Origin of the sequence: Stenotrophomonas sp. Pemsol (assembly GCF_003586545.1) — a bacterium.
Classification (GTDB): Bacteria; Pseudomonadota; Gammaproteobacteria; order Xanthomonadales; family Xanthomonadaceae; genus Stenotrophomonas; species Stenotrophomonas sepilia.
Map to the genome: position 1 here is coordinate 2,353,720 of NZ_CP025780.1, position 19,299 is coordinate 2,373,018.

A 19,299-nucleotide genomic window follows, 5' to 3' on the forward strand; every position below is an offset into this window, starting at 1 on the left:
CACGCGAACAACGTCGCGGAGGTTTCCATCTGCTCGAGGTGACTCTGTAAAAAATCCAACACATCGAAGGCCGCTCGCATCGTTTACCGACAACGTCCGATAGCTCCCGTCCGGTACTGCACCGACCATGCAGCAGCGTACTCGCCGTTCCGCGGCTGATTGCGCTCCACCCTTCAGAGAGAGAGGACACATGAACTTCAAGCACCTCAGCCTTGCGTTGGCGGCACTACTGCCGTCCTGGGCCAGTCTTGCCCAAGACGCAGCCACTTCTCAGCAAACCGCAGCGGCAAAGGCCCATATCGGCTTCCTGAGCCCGGCATCAAACGCCTACCGCGAGCTGCTGCCGGGCAACTATACGAATCTGTACTTCACGCTACGCAATGATGACTGGCAGGACCGGGTGCGGCTGCCCACCTCGCTGTCGTTGTCCGAGCGTTCCATCTATCTGGCCAACCTGGCGACATCGCCCCGCCATCTGGAGGTCGACGGTGTATTCACCCATCTGCCCTCAGAGGTCAGAAAGGTGATGTTGCCCGCCGGCCAGAACCTGGCCGTCAGCAACAGGATGAGCATGGCCTGGCGCCTGTCCCCGAAGCACCTGCGCGAGATCAATGGCCCGAACGAAGCGCGCTGGCGCATTCCTTCAAACGGACGCAAGCTCGCAACGGTACTCAATCTCCGTGATGGGCAGCATGTCGGCCAGGTGGGCCTGCCCGACGGCGCACACTCCTATGACACGGTTACCATTCGGCACACGGCAACGTGGCCGAGCTCGGTCATCGCAGCCGATACGCAGTTCCCGCGCTCGAACCTGCGGATCGAGTCGGGTGACGTGCACCACTACGTCTTTGATCCCTTCTTCCGCGTGTGGAAACTGAATCATGCAACCTATCGCCCCGTACTTCCGAATGACGCATCGCGAAAGACGAGTACGGCACGCACACTGGTCACGGCCACCAACGAGAACTTCCGGGGCTACTATCTGAATTTCCCCGATAGCCCGTCGGACCGTGATCGCCGCATGTTCAAGGTCGCTGATTCGAAAGTGATCGATCCGAGCTGGGGACTGAAGATCAAGGATGACAACATCTTTGACCGCGAGGCCCACGTCTGGACCAACCCCGGCGAAGAGTTCGAGTTCATGTACGTCGACGACGGCGGCTCCGGTTCCGGCCATTGGCACGCACTTCGCTATCCGGTGTCGCGCGTCGACGTTGACAAGTCTCGTGGTGGCAAGGTCGACAACGCAGCCGCACTGCTCACCTGGGTGACCACGGGCGGCGGCACGGTCACACTGCCCGATGCGTTCCAGCGCCTGACGCGACTGGTTGTGGAGAATGTCACCGGCACCCATCCTTACCCGGCACCTAGGACGACCACGGTCATCGGGCCCGGCCTGTCGGACAAGGTACTGCCGGGTGAGCAGGTCTCCTATCGCCTCAGGGACTACAAGTGGATTCGTGAAACGACCACTGTCGACGTGGTGTTTGCCGTTTCCGGCCAGCTCGGCGAGATCGGTTCGAAGGACATGGCCTTGGAGTTGATGCGCGAAAGCCTGGCGAAGACCAACCAGGCGCTCGACAACTCGGGAGCGACGTTCCGCTTCCGTGAAGCGGCAGTGCGTGATATCACCGTGCCGTACTACCTGCCGACCTATGCCATTCCCGAGTGGATTGCCAATCATGCACCGCAGGTGATCAGCGACAGCGGGGCGGACGGCGTGTACTTCGGTGGTGTGGCCACCGGCTGCAACGGCGTCCACCACTCCAAGCCGCGCAAGCAGTTTGCGGTGGCAATGAACCTGCTCTGCTCCACCGACATGCTTCGTGAGGAAATGGGCAAGGCACTGGGCATGAAGGTCAATGGCATGCAGGGCGTTCCGGTCATCGGCGCCGGCAACAAGCTGCCGCTGTACCCGACGCCGTTGCGCTTCGTGGACGATGGCAACCGCGCCATCAACCCCGGCCAGCGCGACGAAGTGCAGCACATGAACGGTGTCGCCGCCGAAGTCGCCCGCTACGGCCACGCGCGTTGATGGACTGATTGCTGGCAGCCATCGGCGGCCAGCGGCCCCGGATACAGAACGGCCCCGCTTTCGCGGGGCCGTTCCTTTTCTCCACGCACGCCGGGCACGGCCCGGCACTACGTCACTTACGCACCATGCGCGGCCAGCTGGCCCAGGCGCTGCACCGCGACCGAGACGGTCGGGTAGTCCAGGGTCTTCTGCTCGGCCAGTTCGGCCAGCATCGCCAGGGTGAAGCGCAGGCTGTTGTCATCGCGGCCCATCCAGGCAGCGACCTTGGCCTCGGCACTGCTGCCCTTGGTGCCCAGCACCTGCCCGGCCAGGTTGCGGTGGTTGGCTGCAAGCTCATCACGCAGCACGCCACGCGCCACCGCGTGCCAACGACCGTTGACTTCCAGCGCGTCGACCTGCTCGAACAGCCACGGCAGCTGCAGGGCATCGCCCAGGCGGAAGTGGACCTTGGACACGTCCACCGGCTTCAGCTTGCGGGTGCGGGCCAGTTCGATGATGTCGAACGCCGGTTCCAGGAAGTGCAGTTCGGCCAGCTGTTGTGCCAGTGCAGACGGCAGGCCCTTTTCCTTCCACTCGGCCACCAGGGCTTCGTAGGTCGGACGCTGCGAATCCGGCAGCACGCCCGAAGCGACGCGGATGTCGTTGAACGGTCCCTGGTAGCGGTTGACCGCTTCGGTGATGCCCGGCATCGCGCCCGGGCGCGACAGCAGCCAACGCACGAACGAGCGCTGCAGCTTCCAGATCACTTCCAGGGCGTCGATCTGCACCGACTCCGGCACCTTGCCGTCGAGCGCGTCGATCTGTGCCCACAACGCGCGCGCATCCAGCGTTTCGCGGCTGATGGTGTAGGCCTTGGCGACCTCGGCGATGGAACGGCCGGTGTCTTCCTGCATGCGCATCAGGAAGGTGGCGCCCATGCGGTTGATGGTCTGGTTGGTCACGGCCGTGGCGATGATTTCGCGCTTCAGGCGGTGACGCTCCATCGCGTCGGCGTACTTCTTCTGCAGCGGGGTCGGGAAGTAGCGCTGCAGCTCCTTGGACAGGTACGGATCTTCCGGAATGTCCGAATCCAGCAGCTGGTTGAACGCCACCAGCTTGGAATAGGACAGCAGCACCGACAGCTCCGGACGGGTCAGGCCCTGGCCGCGTGCCTTGCGCTGCGAGAGCTCGGCATCGGACGGCAGGAACTCGATCTGGCGATCAAGCAGGCCCTGCTGTTCCAAGGTGCGGATGAAGTGCTGCTTGGACCCCAGGCGCTTGACTGCCATCCGCTCCATCAGGCTCAGCGCCTGGTTCTGGCGGTAGTTGTCGTTGAGCACCAGCTCGGCGACCTCATCGGTCATCGACGCAAGCAGCTTGTTGCGCTGCTCGACGGTCAGCTTCTTGGCCCGCACCACATCGTTGAGCAGGATCTTGATGTTGACTTCGTGGTCGGAGGTATCGACGCCGGCCGAGTTGTCGATGAAGTCGGTGTTGAGCAGCACGCCGGCCTGGGCAGCCTCGATGCGGCCCAGCTGGGTCATGCCCAGGTTGCCGCCCTCGCCCACCACCTTGCAGCGCAGCTCGCCACCGTTCACGCGCAGCGCGTTGTTGGCGCGATCGCCGACATCGCTGTGCTGCTCGCTGGCGGCCTTGACGTAGGTACCGATGCCGCCATTCCACAACAGGTCGACCGGAGCCTTCAGGATCGCGCTCATCAGATCGTTCGGCGACAGCGCCTTGACGTTCTCGTCCAGGCCCAGCGCTTCGCGCACCTGCGGGGTGATCTCGATCGACTTCAGGCTGCGCGGGTACACGCCGCCGCCCTTGCTGATCAGCTTGGTGTCGTAGTCCGCCCAGCTCGAACGCGGCAGGGTGAACAGGCGCTCACGCTCGATGAACGACGTGGCCGCATCCGGATTCGGGTCCAGGAAGATGTGGCGGTGGTCGAACGCAGCGACCAGGCGGATGTGGCGCGACAGCAGCATGCCGTTGCCGAACACGTCGCCGGACATATCGCCGACGCCAACCGCAGTGAATTCCTGGCTCTGGCTGTCGCGGCCCAGCGCACGGAAGTGGCGCTTGACCGATTCCCACGCGCCGCGCGCGGTGATGCCCATGCCCTTGTGGTCGTAGCCGACCGAACCACCGGAGGCGAATGCATCGCCCATCCAGAAGCCGTGCGCGATGGCCAGGCCGTTGGCGATGTCGGAGAAGGTCGCAGTGCCCTTGTCGGCGGCCACCACCAGGTACGGATCGTCCATGTCGTGGCGCACGACATCCACCGGCGGCACGATCTTGTTGTTGACGATGTTGTCGGTGATGTCCAGCAGGCCCTGGATGAACAGCTTGTAGCAGGCCACGCCGTTGGCGAAGATCGCGTCGCGATCGCCGTTCACCGGTGGGGTCTTGGCGAAGAACCCACCCTTCGCGCCGACCGGCACGATGACGGTGTTCTTGACCATCTGTGCCTTGACCAGGCCCAGCACTTCGGTACGGAAGTCTTCGCGACGATCCGACCAGCGCAGGCCGCCACGCGCAACCGCGCCGAAGCGCAGGTGGGTACCTTCCACGCGCGGGCCGTACACGAAGATCTCGCGGTACGGGCGCGGCTTCGGCAGGTCCGGCACCAGCGCCGAATCGAACTTGAAGCTGATGACATGGCCGTGCTGGCCGTTGGCATCGGTCTGGTAGTAGCTGGTACGCAGGGTCGCGTCGATCACGCCCATGAACGAGCGCAGGATGCGGTCCTCGTCCAGGCTGGACACGCGATCCATCAGCTTCAGCAGTGCATCGCGCGTGGCCTGCATCTGCGCGTCGCGGTCCCCCTTGCGGGCATCGACCACGCTCTTGAGCACCTTCAGGGTGGCATCGTCGCCAGCGGCCAGCACATCGAAGTGGGCCTTCAGCTGGGCCTGACCGGCCGCGATGTCGTCCTTGCTCTCATGGCCGGTGGCCGGATCGAAGCGGGCTTCGAACAGCTCGACCAGCAGGCGGGCCAGCAGCGGGTAGCGCGCGAAGGTGCCTTCCACGTAGGCCTGCGAGAACGGCACGCCGGTCTGCAGCAGGTACTTGCAGTAGCCACGCAGCATGGCGACCTGGCGCCAGTGCAGGCCAGCAGCCAGCACCAGGCGGTTGAAGCCGTCGTTCTCGGCGTCGCCGTGCCAGACGCGGGCGAAGGTCTCGCCGAAGGCTTCATCGACACTGGCGGCATCGATCACGCCAGCGGTCGACTCGACCTCGAAGTCCTGCACGTACACCGGCGCGTTGTCGACCGACAGGCGGTACGGACGCTCGGCGATCACGCGCAGGCCCATGTTTTCCATCATCGGCAGCGCGTCCGACAGCGGGATGTCATCCAGCTGGCGATACAGCTTCAGGCGCAGGCCATCGCCGCTTTCGCGCGGCACGGCCTGCAGGCTCAGGCGCAGGTCGTCCGGGCCGGTCAGCGCGTCGAGCTGGCTGACATCGTTGGCGGCAACGGCGGTGCTGTTGTCTTCGATGTAGCCGGCCGGCAGCGCCTTGCCGATGCGGGCGGCGATGCGCAGGCCTTCGGTCTCGCCGTGGCGGCTCACCAGCGCTTCGCGCAGGTCGTCCTGCCAGTTGCGCAGCACCTGGGCCAGCTTCTGCTCCAGTTCGGCGGTATCGACGTCGAGCATTTCACCCGGCTTCGGGCGCACGATCAGGTGAACCTGCGCCAGCGGCGATTCGCCCAGCACCACCGAGCTGTCGACGAACTCGCCGTGCAGCGCGTCCTTGAGCATCGCTTCGATGCGCAGGCGCACGTCGGTGTTGAAGCGCTCGCGCGGCAGGTAGACCAGCGCGGAGATGAAACGGCTGTACTTGTCACGGCGCAGGAACAGGCGGCTGCGCACGCGTTCCTGCAGGCCCAGCACGCCCATCGCGGTGCGGAACAGCTCGTCCTCGCTGGACTGGAACAGTTCTTCGCGCGGCAGGGTTTCCAGGATATGGCGCAGGGCCTTGCCACTGTGGCTGGCCGGGGCCAGCCCGGACTGCTTCATCACATGCTCGTGGCGCTGGCGCACCAGCGGGATTTCCCACGGGCGACGGTTGTAGGCGCTGGAGGTGAACAGGCCGAGGAAACGCTGCTCGCCGATGATCTTGCCCTTGGCGTCGAACTCCAGCACGCCGATGTAGTCCATGTAGCCGGCGCGGTGCACGCGCGAACGGGCATTGGTCTTGGTCAGGATCAGCGCATCCTTCAAACCTGACGTGGTATTCAGGCCCTGCGCGGCCAGCGTCTTGACCGGACGGGCGGCGGACTTGTCCTTGCCGCGCATCAGGCCCAGGCCGGTGTCGTTCAGCGGCGCCAGCACCTCTTCCTTGCCCTGCTTCTCGACGCGGTACTCGCGGTAGCCGAAGAAGGTAAAGTGGTTGTCAGCGGCCCAGCGCAGGAACTCCTGTGCTTCCTTGCGCGACGCGTCGTCGACGGGCAGCTGGCGGCTGCCCAGGTCGTCGGCCAGTGCCAGCGCCTTGTCCTTCATCGGCTGCCAGTCGCGCACGATTGCACGCACTTCATCCAGCGCCTTGTTGATGGCCTGCTCGATGGCGGCCATCGCATCGGCCGGCTGGCGGTCGATTTCCAGCAGCATCACCGACTCGGCATCACCTTCGCCGACCTTGACCAGCTTGCCGGCCTTGTCGCGGGTGAAACGCAGTACCGGGTGGCCCAGCACGTGGACGCCCACGCCCTGCTCGGCCAGCGACATGGTGACGGTATCGACCAGGAACGGCATGTCGTCGTTGACGATCTGCAGCACGGTATGCGGCGATTCCCAACCGTTGGCCTTCGCGGTCGGATTGAACACGCGGACGTTGGCCTTGCCAGCCTTGCGGGCCCGGGCGAATTCCAGCGTCTCAGCCGCGAGAGCGGCCCACTCTTCAGCGCTGTGGTGCGGGAACTCGTCCGACTCCATGCGCTTGTAGAAGTCAGTGGCGAAGGCCACTGCTTCGGCCTGTGCGGCCGCGGGGTAGCGCTTGCGCAAGGCCGTGTACACCGGCTCCAGGGAGAAACCAGCGGTCACTGCGACCTCCGACTCTGCTGGTTTCGTCTTGTTTTTCACGGTCTTGGCTGCGGTTTTTTGCGGTTTCATGGCAGAGCGATGCGCTTGCTCAGTTGGGAAAATGAAATTGTAGCCCTACCGCACGAAAAGGCCTTGCTGCAGGACGGAATAAGCAGATTCGGGTTTGCTGCGGTTTAGACGCCTATTCAGTTCGCTCCGGTATGGAGCGGGCGCCTGCTTCAGCACTGCCGACAGGATCGGCAAAGCGTGTTACTGGAAGACACACGCGGCGACGCCGATTCGATTCCACAATCCTGAACTGGACGGTATAGTCCACCGCGTGAACCCGGCCTACCTCCCCGTTGCCCTCGACGCACGCGATGAGCGCGTGTTCGATGCCGTGCGCGAACTGCTGGCCCAGCAGGGCATCCAGATGAGCATGGACGCGGTGGCCCAGCATGCCGGCTGTTCCAAGCAGACCCTCTACTCGCGCTATGGCAGCAAGCAGCAACTGCTGCGCCGGGTAATGCAGCGCCACGTCGGCCACGCCACCGGGGCCATGGTTCGTGCACTCCGCAGTGACGACCTGCGTGCCAGCCTGCTCCAGTTCGCCACCGACTTCCTGGAGCATTTCAACCAACCGCACGTAGGGCAGGCCTGCCGGCTGATCGCGGCCGAGGCGGCCCAGTTTCCCGAAGAGGCGCGTACGCTGTACCGGCATGGTGCCGGCGCGTTGTCGCTTCATCTTGCTGAATGGATTGAAACCGTTTGCATGCAGGGCCAGCTCCGGCATGACGACCCGCACTTCATGGCCGAACTGCTGCTGAGCATGATCGCCGGTCAGGATTTCGACAAACAGCGCTTCCATACCCCCCACCGTGATGACGCGCTCTTGCGTCGGCGCTGGGCAGAGTTCTCCGTCGACAGCTTCCTGCGCGCCTTCGCGCCTCAGCCGTCGCCGGCCCCGTCTACAAACCAACCCCGGAGTTCCTCCTGATGACCGCCCCACTCCGCACCCTTGCCTTGACGTGCGCCGTTGCTGTCGCGCTGGCTGCCTGCAAGAAGCCGGAACAGCAGACGCCCCCGCCGCCGGAGGTGGGCGTGATCGACGCCAAGCCGCAGACCCTGCCGCTGCAGCGCGAACTGGTCGGCCGCCTGTCGCCGTTCCGCAGCGCCGACGTCCGCGCACGCGTGCCCGGCGTGCTGCTCAAGCGCGTCTACCAGGAAGGCTCGCAGGTCAAGCAGGGCCAGACCCTGTTCCTGATCGACCCGGCGCCGCTGCGAGCCTCGCTCAACGCCTCCGAGGCCCAGCTGGCCTCGGCCCGCGCGACCTACGCCAACGCCAAGGTCGCCGCCGACCGCGCACGCTCGCTGGCCCCGCAGCAGTTCGTCTCCAAGTCCGACCTGGACAACGCCGAATCGGCCGAGCGCACCGCGCTGGCCGCGGTCAAACAGGCCGAAGCGGCAGTGACCTCCTCGCGGATCAACCTGGGCTATGCCGAAGTGACCGCGCCGATCAGTGGCGTGGCCAACAAGCAGCAGGTCACCGAGGGCGCGCTGGTGGGCCAGGGCGATGTGACCCTGCTGACCACCGTCGACCAGCTCGACCCGCTGTACGTCAACTTCTCGTTGAGCGTGGACGAGCTGACCCAGCTGCGCGCGCAGCAGGCCAAGGGCGCGCTGGCGCTGTCCGGCGACGGCAAGGCCACGGTCAACGTCAAGCTCGCCGACGGCACCACCTATGGTGAGCCGGGCACGCTGGACTTCTCCTCGACCACGGTCGACCCGGCCACCGGCGCCGTGTCGTTGCGCGCGCTGCTGCCGAACCCGCAGCAGATCCTGCTGCCGGGCGCCTTCGTCAGCTTCCAGGCCAACCTGGGCGAGCGCAACAACGCCTTCCTGGTGCCGCAGCAGGCCCTGCTGCGCGATACCACCGGCGGCTACGTGATGGTGGTCGGCGCCGACGGCAAGGTCGTGCGCAAGAACGTGAAGACCGATGGCGCGCAGAACGGCAACTGGCTGGTCAGCGACGGCCTGGCCGCCGGTGACAAGGTGATCGTGGCCGGCGTGCAGAAGGTCAAGGAAGGTGCACCGGCGGTGGCCAAGCCGTGGACCCCTGGCCAGGACGCCAACGGCAAGCCGGCCGCAGGCGGCGCCGCCCCGGCGGGCGCTGCACCGGCTGCAGGCAAGGCACCGGCCGACGCGGCCAAGCCCGAGCAGGCCGATGCGGCCAAGCCGGCCGCCACCGATTCGAACAAGCAGTAACGGGAACCTTCCGTCATGCCTAAATTTTTCATCGAACATCCAGTCTTCGCCTGGGTGGTTGCGATCCTGATCTCGCTCAGCGGCGTGATCGCGATCCTCAACCTGGGCGTGGAGTCCTATCCCAACATCGCCCCGCCGCAGGTCACCGTCTCGGCGACCTATCCGGGCGCCAGCGCCGATACCACGGAAAAGTCGGTCACCCAGGTGATCGAGCAGCAGCTGACCGGCATCGATCACCTGCTGTACTTCAGCTCCTCGTCCGCCTCCAACGGCCGTGCACAGATCACCCTGACCTTCGAGACCGGTACCGATCCGGACATCGCCCAGGTGCAGGTGCAGAACAAGGTCTCGCTGGCCACGCCACGCCTGCCTTCGGAAGTCACCCAGCAGGGCGTGGTGGTGGCCAAGGCCAACGCCGGCTTCCTGATGGTGGTGGCGCTGCAGTCCGATACCCCGACCATCAACCGTGACGCGCTGAACGACATCGTGGGCTCGCGCGTGCTCGACCAGGTCTCGCGCATCCCCGGCGTCGGCAGCACCCAGCAGTTCGGTTCCGAGTACGCCATGAACATCTGGCTGAACCCGGAAAAGATGCAGGGCTACGGCCTGTCGGCCAGCCAGGTACTGGCCGCGGTGCGTGCGCAGAACGTGCAGTTCGCCGCCGGCGCGCTGGGTTCGGATCCGTCGCCGGAAGGCCAGCACTTCACCGCCACGGTCTCGGCCGAAGGCCGCTTCAGCTCGCCGCAGGAATTCGAGAACATCATCCTGCGTGCCAACGCTGATGGCTCGCGCGTGCTGCTGAAGGACATCGCCCGCGTCGCCTTCGGTGCCAACAACTACGGCTTCGACACCCAGTACAACGGCAAGCCGACCGGCGCCTTCGCCATCCAGCTGCTGCCGGGCGCCAACGCCCTGAACGTGGCCGAAGCGGTGCGCGCCAAGATGGACGAGCTGCAGCCCAGCTTCCCGGCCGGCGTCACCTGGTTCTCGCCGTACGACAGCACCACCTTCGTCAAGATCTCGATCCAGGAAGTGGTCAAGACACTGTTTGAAGCAGTGCTCCTGGTGTTCCTGGTGATGCTGATCTTCCTGCAGAACTTCCGCGCCACGCTGATCCCGACCCTGGTCATCCCGGTGGCGCTGCTCGGTACCTTCCTGGGCATGTGGATGATCGGCTTCACGATCAACCAGCTGACGCTGTTCGCGATGGTGCTGGCGATCGGCATCGTGGTCGACGACGCGATCGTGGTGATCGAGAACGTCGAACGCATCATGACCGAGGAGGGCCTGGCGCCGAAGCCGGCCACACAGAAGGCGATGACCCAGATCACCGGCGCGGTGGTGGCGATCACCGTCGTGCTGGCCGCGGTGTTCATCCCCTCCGCCCTGCAGGGCGGTGCCGCCGGCGAGATCTACAAGCAGTTCGCGCTGACCATCGCCATCTCGATGGCGTTCTCGGCGTTCCTGGCGCTGGGCTTCACCCCGGCGCTGTGCGCGACCTTCCTCAAGCCGACGCACAACGACAACCCGAACATCGTCTACCGCACCTTCAACAAGTACTACGACAAGATCAGCCACACCTACGTGGGGCACATCACCTCGGCGGTGCGCCATGCGCCGCGCTGGATGATCCTGTTCGTGGTGCTGACCGCGCTGTGCGGCTTCCTGTTCACCCGCATGCCGGGCAGCTTCCTGCCGGAAGAGGACCAGGGCTATGCGCTGGCGATCGTGCAGCTGCCGCCGGGCTCGACCAAGGGCCAGACCAACGAAGTGTTCGCGCAGATGCGTGGCATCCTGGAAAAGCAGGATGGCTATGAAGGCATGCTGCAGGTGGCCGGCTTCAGCTTCGTCGGTTCCGGCGAGAACGTGGGCATGGGCTTCATCCGCCTGAAGCCGTGGGAGGAACGCAAGTTCACCGCGCCCGAGTTCATCCAGAACATGAACGGCGCGTTCTACGGCATCAAGGAAGCGCAGATCTTCGTGGTCAACCTGCCCACCGTGCAGGGCCTCGGCCAGTTCGGTGGCTTTGACATGTGGCTGCAGGACCGTAGCGGTGCCGGCTACGAACAGTTGACCCAGGCCCGCAACATCCTGCTCGGCCAGGCCGCGCAGAAGCCGGACCACCTGGTTGGCGTGCGCCCCAACGGCCTGGAAAACGCGCCGCAGCTGCAGCTGCACGTGGACCGTGTGCAGGCGCAGTCGATGGGCATGTCGGTGTCGGACGTGTACAGCACCATCCAGCTGATGCTGGCCCCGGTGTACGTCAACGACTTCTTCTACGAAGGCCGCATCAAGCGCGTGACCATGCAGGCCGATGGTCCGTACCGCACTGGCCAGGAATCGCTGAAGAGCTTCTACAGCCCGTCCAGCCTGACCCAGAACGCCGATGGCACCAACGCGATGATCCCGTTGAACACGGTGGTCAAGTCCGAATGGGTGTCGGCGCCGCCGTCGCTGAGCCGCTACAACGGCTACTCGGCGATCAACATCGTCGGTTCGCAGGCACCGGGCACCAGCTCGGGTGAGGCGATGCAGACCATGGAAGGCATCGTCAACGACGACCTGCCGGCCGGCTTCGGCTACGACTGGTCGGGCATGTCCTACCAGGAAATCCTGGCCGGCAACGCTGCGACCCTGCTGCTGGTGCTGTCCATCGTGGTGGTGTTCCTGTGCCTTGCCGCCCTGTATGAAAGCTGGTCGATCCCGGTGGCGGTGCTGCTGGTGGTGCCGCTGGGCGTGCTGGGTGCCCTCGGCCTGTCGATGCTGCGCGGCCTGCCCAACGATCTGTTCTTCAAGATCGGCCTGATCACCGTGATCGGCCTGGCGGCGAAGAACGCGATCCTGATCGTGGAGTTCGCGGTGGAGCAGCGCGCAGCAGGAAAGAACCTGCGTGATGCCACCATCGAAGCGGCGCGCCTGCGTTTCCGCCCGATCCTGATGACCTCGTTCGCGTTCATCATGGGCGTGATCCCGATGGCGATCTCCACCGGTGCCGGCGCCAACTCCCGCCACGCCATCGGTACCGGCGTGATCGGCGGCATGCTGTTCGCCACCCTGCTCGGCCTGCTGATGATCCCGGTGTTCTTCGTGGTCGTGCGCCGCATGCTGGGCGACAAGCTGGACGAACCGTCCAAGGAGTTCATGGAACGCCAGCGCGATGCGGATGCCGCACATCGTCCGGATCGTTGATCCGGTGCTGCGCTGAGAACGAGAAGGCCCCGGAGCGATCCGGGGCCTTTTTATTGCCACAATTGAATTCATGCCAACCCAGGTTGGCATCTACCGGAATAACGGCATGGCCGATATCCGTCAACCTGGGTTGGCGCTGTTCGGGCAACGCCTCAGCGCATCACCGCGACCACGGCGCACACCGCCACCAGAATCAGCGAGGCCCACTGCATGGGTACGAAGAAGAAATGGTGGGGCGCGGCCTCCCCCTTCTGCCGCGGCGCACGGTTGAGCCACAGGCCCAGCACCACGTTCACCGCTGCGCCGAGGCCTGCGCCCAACAGAACCTGTGACAGCGGAGTATTGCCCTTGGGGCCGTCATGCGGAAAGAAGTACGCCAGCAGCAGGATCGCTGCAATCGGCGTCACCAGCGTCATGATTCCCCAACCGCGATAGATCATCGTGCAGACCCATGAAAAAAACGGCCTGCATTGTAGCGGGGCTTTGGGAGGGCGCCGCAGAATGAAATGTATGGCGATGCGCAGGTTGCCGCTCTGTAGAGCCGAGCCCATGCTCGGCTGCTTGTACCGGAGCCGAGCATGGGCTCGGCTCTACAGACGGCCAGAGAACAGCGCATCCACGCGTGGCGTGGACCTACCGCCGCGCCGCCATTGCGGCGGCGCGGCCCTGCGACTCAGCGCAGCCCGGTTTCGTTGCGGGCGATCACCAGGCGCTGGATCTCCGAAGTACCTTCGTAGATCTCGGTGATCTTGGCATCACGGAAGTAGCGCTCCAGCGGCATTTCCTTGGAATACCCCATGCCGCCGTGGATCTGCACCGCCTGGTGGGTAATCCACATCGCCGCCTCAGAGGCGGTCAGCTTGGCAATGGCAGCCTCATTGCTGAAGCGCTTGCCCTGGCCCTTCACCCACGCCGCGCGCAGGGTCAGCAGCAGCGCTGCGTCCAGCTTGCACTTCATGTCGGCAATCTTGGCCTGGGTCATCTGGAAGGTACCGATGGCCGCGCCGAATGCCTTGCGCTCCTTGACGTATTCAATCGTCGCTTCATAGGCGGCACGGGCGATGCCGATGGCCTGCGAAGCGATGCCGATGCGACCGGCATCGAGCACGCTCATGGCGATCTTGAAGCCCTCGCCTTCCTGGCCCAGCACGTCTTCGGCCTGCGCCACGTAGTCGTTGAACTCGATCTCGCAGGTGGCCGAGGCGCGGATGCCCAGCTTGGGCTCGGTCTTGCCACGACCGAAACCGGCCTTGTCGGTATCGATGATGAAGGCGGTGATGCCGCGCGCGGCCTTGTCCGGCTCGCTCATCGCGAACAGCACGATGTACTTGGCCACCGGACCGGAGGTGATCCAGCTCTTCTTGCCATTGATGACGAAGGTGCCGTCGGCCTGCTTCACCGCGCGGCAGCGCATGGCGGTGGCATCGGAACCGGACTGCGGCTCGGTCAGCGCGAACGCGCCGATGGCCGTGCCTTCGGCGATGGCACGTACGTAGGTCTGCTTCTGCTGCTCGGTACCGTGGGTCAGGATGCCGTTGCAGAACAGCGAATTGTTGACCGACATGATGGTCGAATGGGCTGCGTCGGCGGCGGCGACCTCCACCATCGCCAGCACGTACGCAACCGGGTCCATGCCCGCACCGCCGTATTCGGTCGGCACTTCAATGCCCATCAGGCCGTTCTCGCCCAGCAGGCGGATGTTGTCCAGCGGGAACTCGCCGGTGCGGTCATGATGCTCCGCACTGGGGGCGATCTTCTCCTGCGCGATGCGCCGCGCAACGTCCTGCAGCATCAACTGCTCTTCGGTAAAGCTGAAATCCACAACACCCTCCCGGGTACATGAAGTTATGGGCCGCATACGGCGCGCCCAGGTGCTCCGATTGTACCGGGGCCCGGCAGTTTCCGTACGCTGGCGACTTGACCGCGACAGCCCCTTCAGCGAATATATCTCTATATCGCGATAGGTAGATGTTTATGGATCTGGAAGACTGGTCGACCCGCCTGAAGGTGTTCGCCGATGCCACTCGCGTGCGCCTGCTGGCGCTGCTGGAGCAGGAGGAACTGACCGTGGCCGAACTGTCGGCGATCACCCGGCTGGCGCAGCCGCGCGTGTCCACCCACCTGGCACGCCTGAAGGAAGCCGGCCTGGTCCGCGACCGCCGTGCCGGCGTGTCGGCCTACTACCGCTTCGACGAGGCCCAGCTGGACCCCGCGCAGCGTGCATTGTGGCATGCCTTGAGCAACGGAAGCGATGACCCGCTGCTGCGCCAGGACGCTGAACGCGTGGCCGCCGTGCTGGCCCACCGCGCCTCCGACCAGAACTGGGCCGACAGCGTGGCCGGCGACATGGAACGCCACTACTCGCCGGGGCGCACGTGGGAAGCGCTGGCCCGCACCGCGCTGCCGCTGCTTGAGACCGGCGACGTGCTGGATATCGCCTCTGGTGATGGCGTGCTGGCCGAACTGGTTGCCCCGCATGCCAAGCGCTACATCTGCATCGACACCAGCGCGCGCGTGGTTGCCGCCGCCAGTGAACGCCTGCGCCGCCTGCCCAACGTGGAAGTGCGCGAGGGCGACATGCATGCCCTGCCGTTCAAGGACAGCAGCTTCGATCTGGTCGTGCTGATGCACGCGTTGACCTACGCCAGCAAACCGGCGCAGGCAGTGACCGAAGCCGCGCGCGTACTGCGACCGGGTGGCCGCCTGCTGCTGTGCAGCCTGGCCCGGCACGAGCACAAGGCGGCCGTGGAGGCCTATGGCCACGTCAACCTCGGCTTCAGCGACAAGGAACTGCGCAGGTTCGTCGACAAGGCCGGCCTGCAGGTGTCCAGCCTGGAGACGGTCACCCGCGAGAAGCGTCCGCCGCACTTCGAAGTGATTTCGCTGATCGCCAACAAGCCCTGAGCCCGAGACCGCCATGCCCGCCCTGCCCTGGTTGCATCCAGATCGTGCCAACGCCCTGCTCGACGCCCTGCGCGAGCGGATCCTGATCATCGATGGTGCGATGGGCACGATGATCCAGCGCCACGGCCTGCAGGAAGACGATTACCGTGGCGAACGCTTCGCCGGTGGCTATGACCATCTGCATGGCTCCGGCTGCGATCACGCCACACCGGAAGGCCATGACCTGAAGGGCAACAACGATCTGCTGCTGTTGACCCGGCCGCAGATCGTCGCCGACATCCACACCGCCTACCTCGAGGCCGGTGCGGACCTGGTCGAAACCAACACCTTCAATGCAACCTCGGTCAGCCAGGCCGACTACCATCTCGAGCACCTGGTGTACGAGTTGAACAAGGCCGGCGCTGCGGTCGCGCGCACGTGCTGTGATGCAGTGGCCGCAACCACCCCGGGCAAGCCGCGCTTCGTGATCGGGGTGATCGGCCCGACCAGCCGCACCGCTTCGATCAGCCCTGACGTCAACGATCCCGGCTTCCGCAACACCAGCTTCGACGAGCTGCGCGACACCTACCGCGAAGCCATCGAGGGCCTGATCGACGGCGGCGCCGACACCCTCATGGTCGAGACCATCTTCGACACGCTCAACGCCAAGGCCGCGCTGTATGCGCTGGAGGAAGCGTTCGATGCGCGCGGCGCGCGGCTGCCGGTGATGATCTCCGGCACCATCACCGACGCTTCCGGTCGCACCCTGTCCGGGCAGACCGCCGAGGCCTTCCACGCATCTCTCGCCCACGCCCGGCCGTTGTCGATCGGCTTGAACTGCGCGCTGGGTGCCGATGCGATGCGCCCGCATGTGGAAACCCTCTCGCAGGTCGCCGACTGTTACGTCAGCGCCCACCCCAATGCAGGCCTGCCCAACGCGTTCGGCGAGTACGACGAAACCCCTGAAGAGATGGCCACCACCCTGCGCGGCTTCGCCGAGGATGGCCTGTTGAACCTGGTCGGCGGCTGCTGTGGCTCCACCCCCGAGCATATCTGTGCAATTGCCAATGCCGTGGCCGGACTACCGCCGCGCGCACTGCCCGGCACCCGGGAGCAGGCCGCATGAACGTTGCCGCCACTGTCCCGCACTTCCCGCCCTACTGCTGTTGAGCCGACGCCTGCCATGACGCCTGTCCGCCCTACCCGCCTGTCCGGCCTGGAACCTCTGGTCATCACACCGGACCTGCTGTTCATCAATGTCGGCGAACGCACCAACGTCACCGGCAGCGCGCAGTTCCGCAAGCTGATCAAGGAAGGCCGCTACGAGGAGGCGGTGGACGTGGCCCGCCAGCAGGTGGCCAGCGGCGCGCAGATCCTCGACGTCAACATGGACGAGGGCCTGATCGATTCGGAAGCGGCGATGACGCGCTACCTCAACCTGATCATGTCCGAGCCGGACATCGCGCGCATCCCGGTGATGGTCGACTCCTCCAAGTGGAGCGTGATCGAGGCCGGCCTGAAATGCCTGCAGGGCAAGAGCGTGGTCAACTCGATCTCGCTGAAGGAAGGCGAAGCGCTGTTCCGCGAGCACGCGCGCAAGGTGCTGCGCTATGGTGCCGCGGCAGTGGTGATGGCGTTTGACGAGGCCGGGCAGGCAGACACCTGTGCGCGCAAGGTCGAGATCTGCACACGCGCCTACCGCATCCTGGTCGACGAGATCGGCTTCCCGCCGCAGGACATCATCTTCGACCCGAACATCTTCGCCGTCGCCACCGGCATTGAAGAGCACGACAACTACGCGGTGGACTTCATCGAAGCCACCCGCATCATCAAGCAGACCCTTCCGCACTGCCATGTCTCCGGCGGCGTCTCCAACGTCTCGTTCTCGTTCCGAGGCAACGAAACCGTGCGCCAGGCCATCCATTCGGTGTTCCTGTACCACGCGATCGCCGCCGGCATGGACATGGGCATCGTCAACGCCGGCGCGATGCCGATCTACGACGAACTGGAGCCGGACCTGCGCGAGCGTGTCGAGGACGTGATCCTCAACCGCCGAAGCGATGCCACCGAGCGCCTGCTGGAGATCGCCGAGCGCTACAAGGGCAAGAAAGGCGCGGCGAAGACCGAAGATCTGGCCTGGCGCGACAAGCCGGTGGCACAGCGCTTGGCACATGCCCTGGTACACGGCCTGGATGCCTTCGTCGAGGAAGACACCGAACTGGCCCGGCAGGCCTCCAGCCGCCCGCTGGACGTGATCGAAGGACCGCTTATGGACGGCATGAACATCGTCGGCGACCTGTTCGGCGCCGGCAAGATGTTCCTGCCACAGGTGGTGAAATCCGCGCGCGTGATGAAGAAGGCCGTGGCCTACCTGCTGCCTTACATCGAAGCGGAAAAGGCGCGCAGCGGTGACACCGCCAAGAGCAACGGCAAGATCATCATGGCCACGGTGAAGGGCGATGTGCATGACATCGGCAAGAACATCGTCGGCGTCGTACTGGCCTGCAACAACTTCGACGTGGTCGACCTCGGCGTGATGGTGCCGGCGCAGAAGATCCTCGATGCTGCCCGCGAGCACAACGCAGACCTGATCGGCCTGTCCGGGCTGATCACCCCGTCCCTGGAGGAGATGAGCCACGTCGCCCGCGAGATGGAGCGCCAGGGCTTCGACCTGCCGCTGCTGATCGGGGGCGCGACCACTTCGCGTGCGCATACCGCGCTGAAGATCGACCCGCACTACAAGGCGCCGACGGTGTGGGTGAAGGATGCGTCGCGCGCGGTTGGCGTGGCACAGTCGCTGATCTCGCGTGATCTGCGCGAGGCCTTCGTTGCCGCCAACGAAGCCGACTATGCCGAAATCCGCGCACGCCACCGCAACCGGGGCGACGCCAAGCGCCTGGTCACACTGGAACATGCGCGCGCGCAGAAATTCCATGGCGGCTGGGACAACTACACTCCACCGGCACCGAATCAACCCGGCCTGCACGTGTTCGACGACTATCCCCTGGCCGAACTGGTCGACTACATCGACTGGACGCCGTTCTTCCAGGCCTGGGAGCTGGCCGGCAAGTTCCCGGCGATCCTCACCGACGAGATCGTCGGTACCCAGGCCAGCGAGCTGTACAAGGATGCCCGTGCGATGCTCGAGCGCATCGTCGGCGAGAAGTGGCTGACGGCCAAGGCCGTGTTCGGCCTGTGGCCGGCCAACAGCATCGGCGACGACGTCCGCGTGCAGCACGCACAGGGCGAAACCACCCTGCACTTCCTTCGCCAGCAGGTGGACAAGCCAGCCGAACGCCCGGATTTCTGCCTGGCCGATTTCATTGCACCGGCCGACAGCAGAAAGCAGGACTGGATCGGCGCGTTCGCTGTCACCGCCGGCATCGGCATCGACGCCCACGTCGCGCGCTTCGAGGCCGAGCATGACGATTACAACGCGATCCTGCTGAAAGCACTGGCCGACCGCTTCGCCGAGGCGCTGGCCGAGCGCCTGCACCAGCGCGTGCGTACCGAATTCTGGGGCTACGACCGCGCCGAGACGCTGGACAACGAGGCCCTGATCGACGAGCAGTACCGCGGCATCCGTCCGGCACCGGGCTACCCGGCCTGCCCCGAGCACAGCGAGAAGCGCCGCCTGTTCGACCTGCTGCAGGCTGAGAAGAACGCGGGCATGGAACTGACCGAGAGCTTCGCGATGCTGCCCACGGCCGCTGTCTCGGGCTACTACTTCAGCCATCCGCAGAGCCAGTACTTCGTGGTCGGGCGGCTCAGCCGCGAACAGGTCACCGACTATGCCCGGCGCAAGGGCGTGGACCGCGCCCAGGCCGAACGCTGGCTGGCCTCCAACCTCGACTACGACCCCGAATGACACAAAAAGGGGACGGAGGGGATTAAGTCGTTTGTGCATTAGCGACTTAATCCCCT

General features: G+C 65.2%; 10 protein-coding genes. 7 read left to right on the top strand and 3 right to left on the bottom strand.

The genetic code is table 11. The annotated features are described in order from the left end of the window. The first annotated feature begins 190 nt into the window (after window positions 1-190). Complete coding sequence (locus PEM_RS11035; RefSeq protein ID WP_111127401.1) at window positions 191-2,035, top strand: hypothetical protein; 1,845 nt, start codon at window positions 191-193, stop codon at window positions 2,033-2,035. Window positions 2,036-2,151: 116 nt separating this feature from the next. On the opposite strand, the gene PEM_RS11040 is transcribed toward PEM_RS11035, so the two are convergent. Then, complete coding sequence (locus tag PEM_RS11040; protein ID WP_111127403.1) at window positions 2,152-7,128, bottom strand: NAD-glutamate dehydrogenase domain-containing protein; 4,977 nt, start codon at window positions 7,126-7,128, stop codon at window positions 2,152-2,154. Between the two features lie 250 nt (window positions 7,129-7,378). Between PEM_RS11040 and PEM_RS11045 the strand changes: the two genes are divergently transcribed. The 3 genes from PEM_RS11045 to PEM_RS11055 are packed head-to-tail and all read left to right on the top strand — an operon-like array spanning window position 7,379 to window position 12,492. Continuing rightward, window positions 7,379-8,035, top strand: a complete 657-nt coding sequence (locus PEM_RS11045; protein WP_005417420.1) for a TetR/AcrR family transcriptional regulator — start codon at window positions 7,379-7,381, stop codon at window positions 8,033-8,035. After that, a complete protein-coding gene (locus tag PEM_RS11050) occupies window positions 8,035-9,303 on the top strand; it encodes an efflux RND transporter periplasmic adaptor subunit (RefSeq protein ID WP_069139730.1) in 1,269 nt (422 codons plus the stop codon). Before PEM_RS11045 ends, PEM_RS11050 begins: the two co-directional genes overlap by 1 nt. A gap of 15 nt (window positions 9,304-9,318) precedes the next feature. After that, window positions 9,319-12,492, top strand: a complete 3,174-nt coding sequence (locus PEM_RS11055; protein WP_005417430.1) for a multidrug efflux RND transporter permease subunit — start codon at window positions 9,319-9,321, stop codon at window positions 12,490-12,492. Between the two features lie 152 nt (window positions 12,493-12,644). Here the strand turns inward: PEM_RS11055 and PEM_RS11060 are convergent, their stop codons facing one another. After that, on the bottom strand, window positions 12,645-12,932 hold the full coding sequence (locus PEM_RS11060; RefSeq protein WP_053499468.1) for a hypothetical protein: 288 nt from the start codon (window positions 12,930-12,932) through the stop codon (window positions 12,645-12,647). A gap of 233 nt (window positions 12,933-13,165) precedes the next feature. Further along, window positions 13,166-14,314 (bottom strand): acyl-CoA dehydrogenase family protein, encoded by a 1,149-nt coding sequence (locus tag PEM_RS11065; protein WP_005417433.1) that lies wholly within the window; start codon window positions 14,312-14,314, stop codon window positions 13,166-13,168. A 152-nt stretch (window positions 14,315-14,466) separates the two neighbouring features. Between PEM_RS11065 and PEM_RS11070 the strand changes: the two genes are divergently transcribed. Genes PEM_RS11070 through metH form a run of 3 tightly spaced genes read left to right on the top strand, consistent with a single transcriptional unit; the run spans window position 14,467 to window position 19,243 of the window. Then, window positions 14,467-15,396, top strand: coding sequence for a metalloregulator ArsR/SmtB family transcription factor (locus tag PEM_RS11070; RefSeq protein WP_049465810.1), 930 nt, complete (start codon window positions 14,467-14,469; stop codon window positions 15,394-15,396). A 13-nt stretch (window positions 15,397-15,409) separates the two neighbouring features. Next, window positions 15,410-16,501, top strand: coding sequence for a homocysteine S-methyltransferase family protein (locus PEM_RS11075; RefSeq protein ID WP_111127405.1), 1,092 nt, complete (start codon window positions 15,410-15,412; stop codon window positions 16,499-16,501). A 57-nt stretch (window positions 16,502-16,558) separates the two neighbouring features. Beyond that, window positions 16,559-19,243, top strand: coding sequence for a methionine synthase (gene metH / locus PEM_RS11080; protein WP_111127408.1), 2,685 nt, complete (start codon window positions 16,559-16,561; stop codon window positions 19,241-19,243). The last annotated feature ends 56 nt before the right edge of the window (window positions 19,244-19,299 follow it).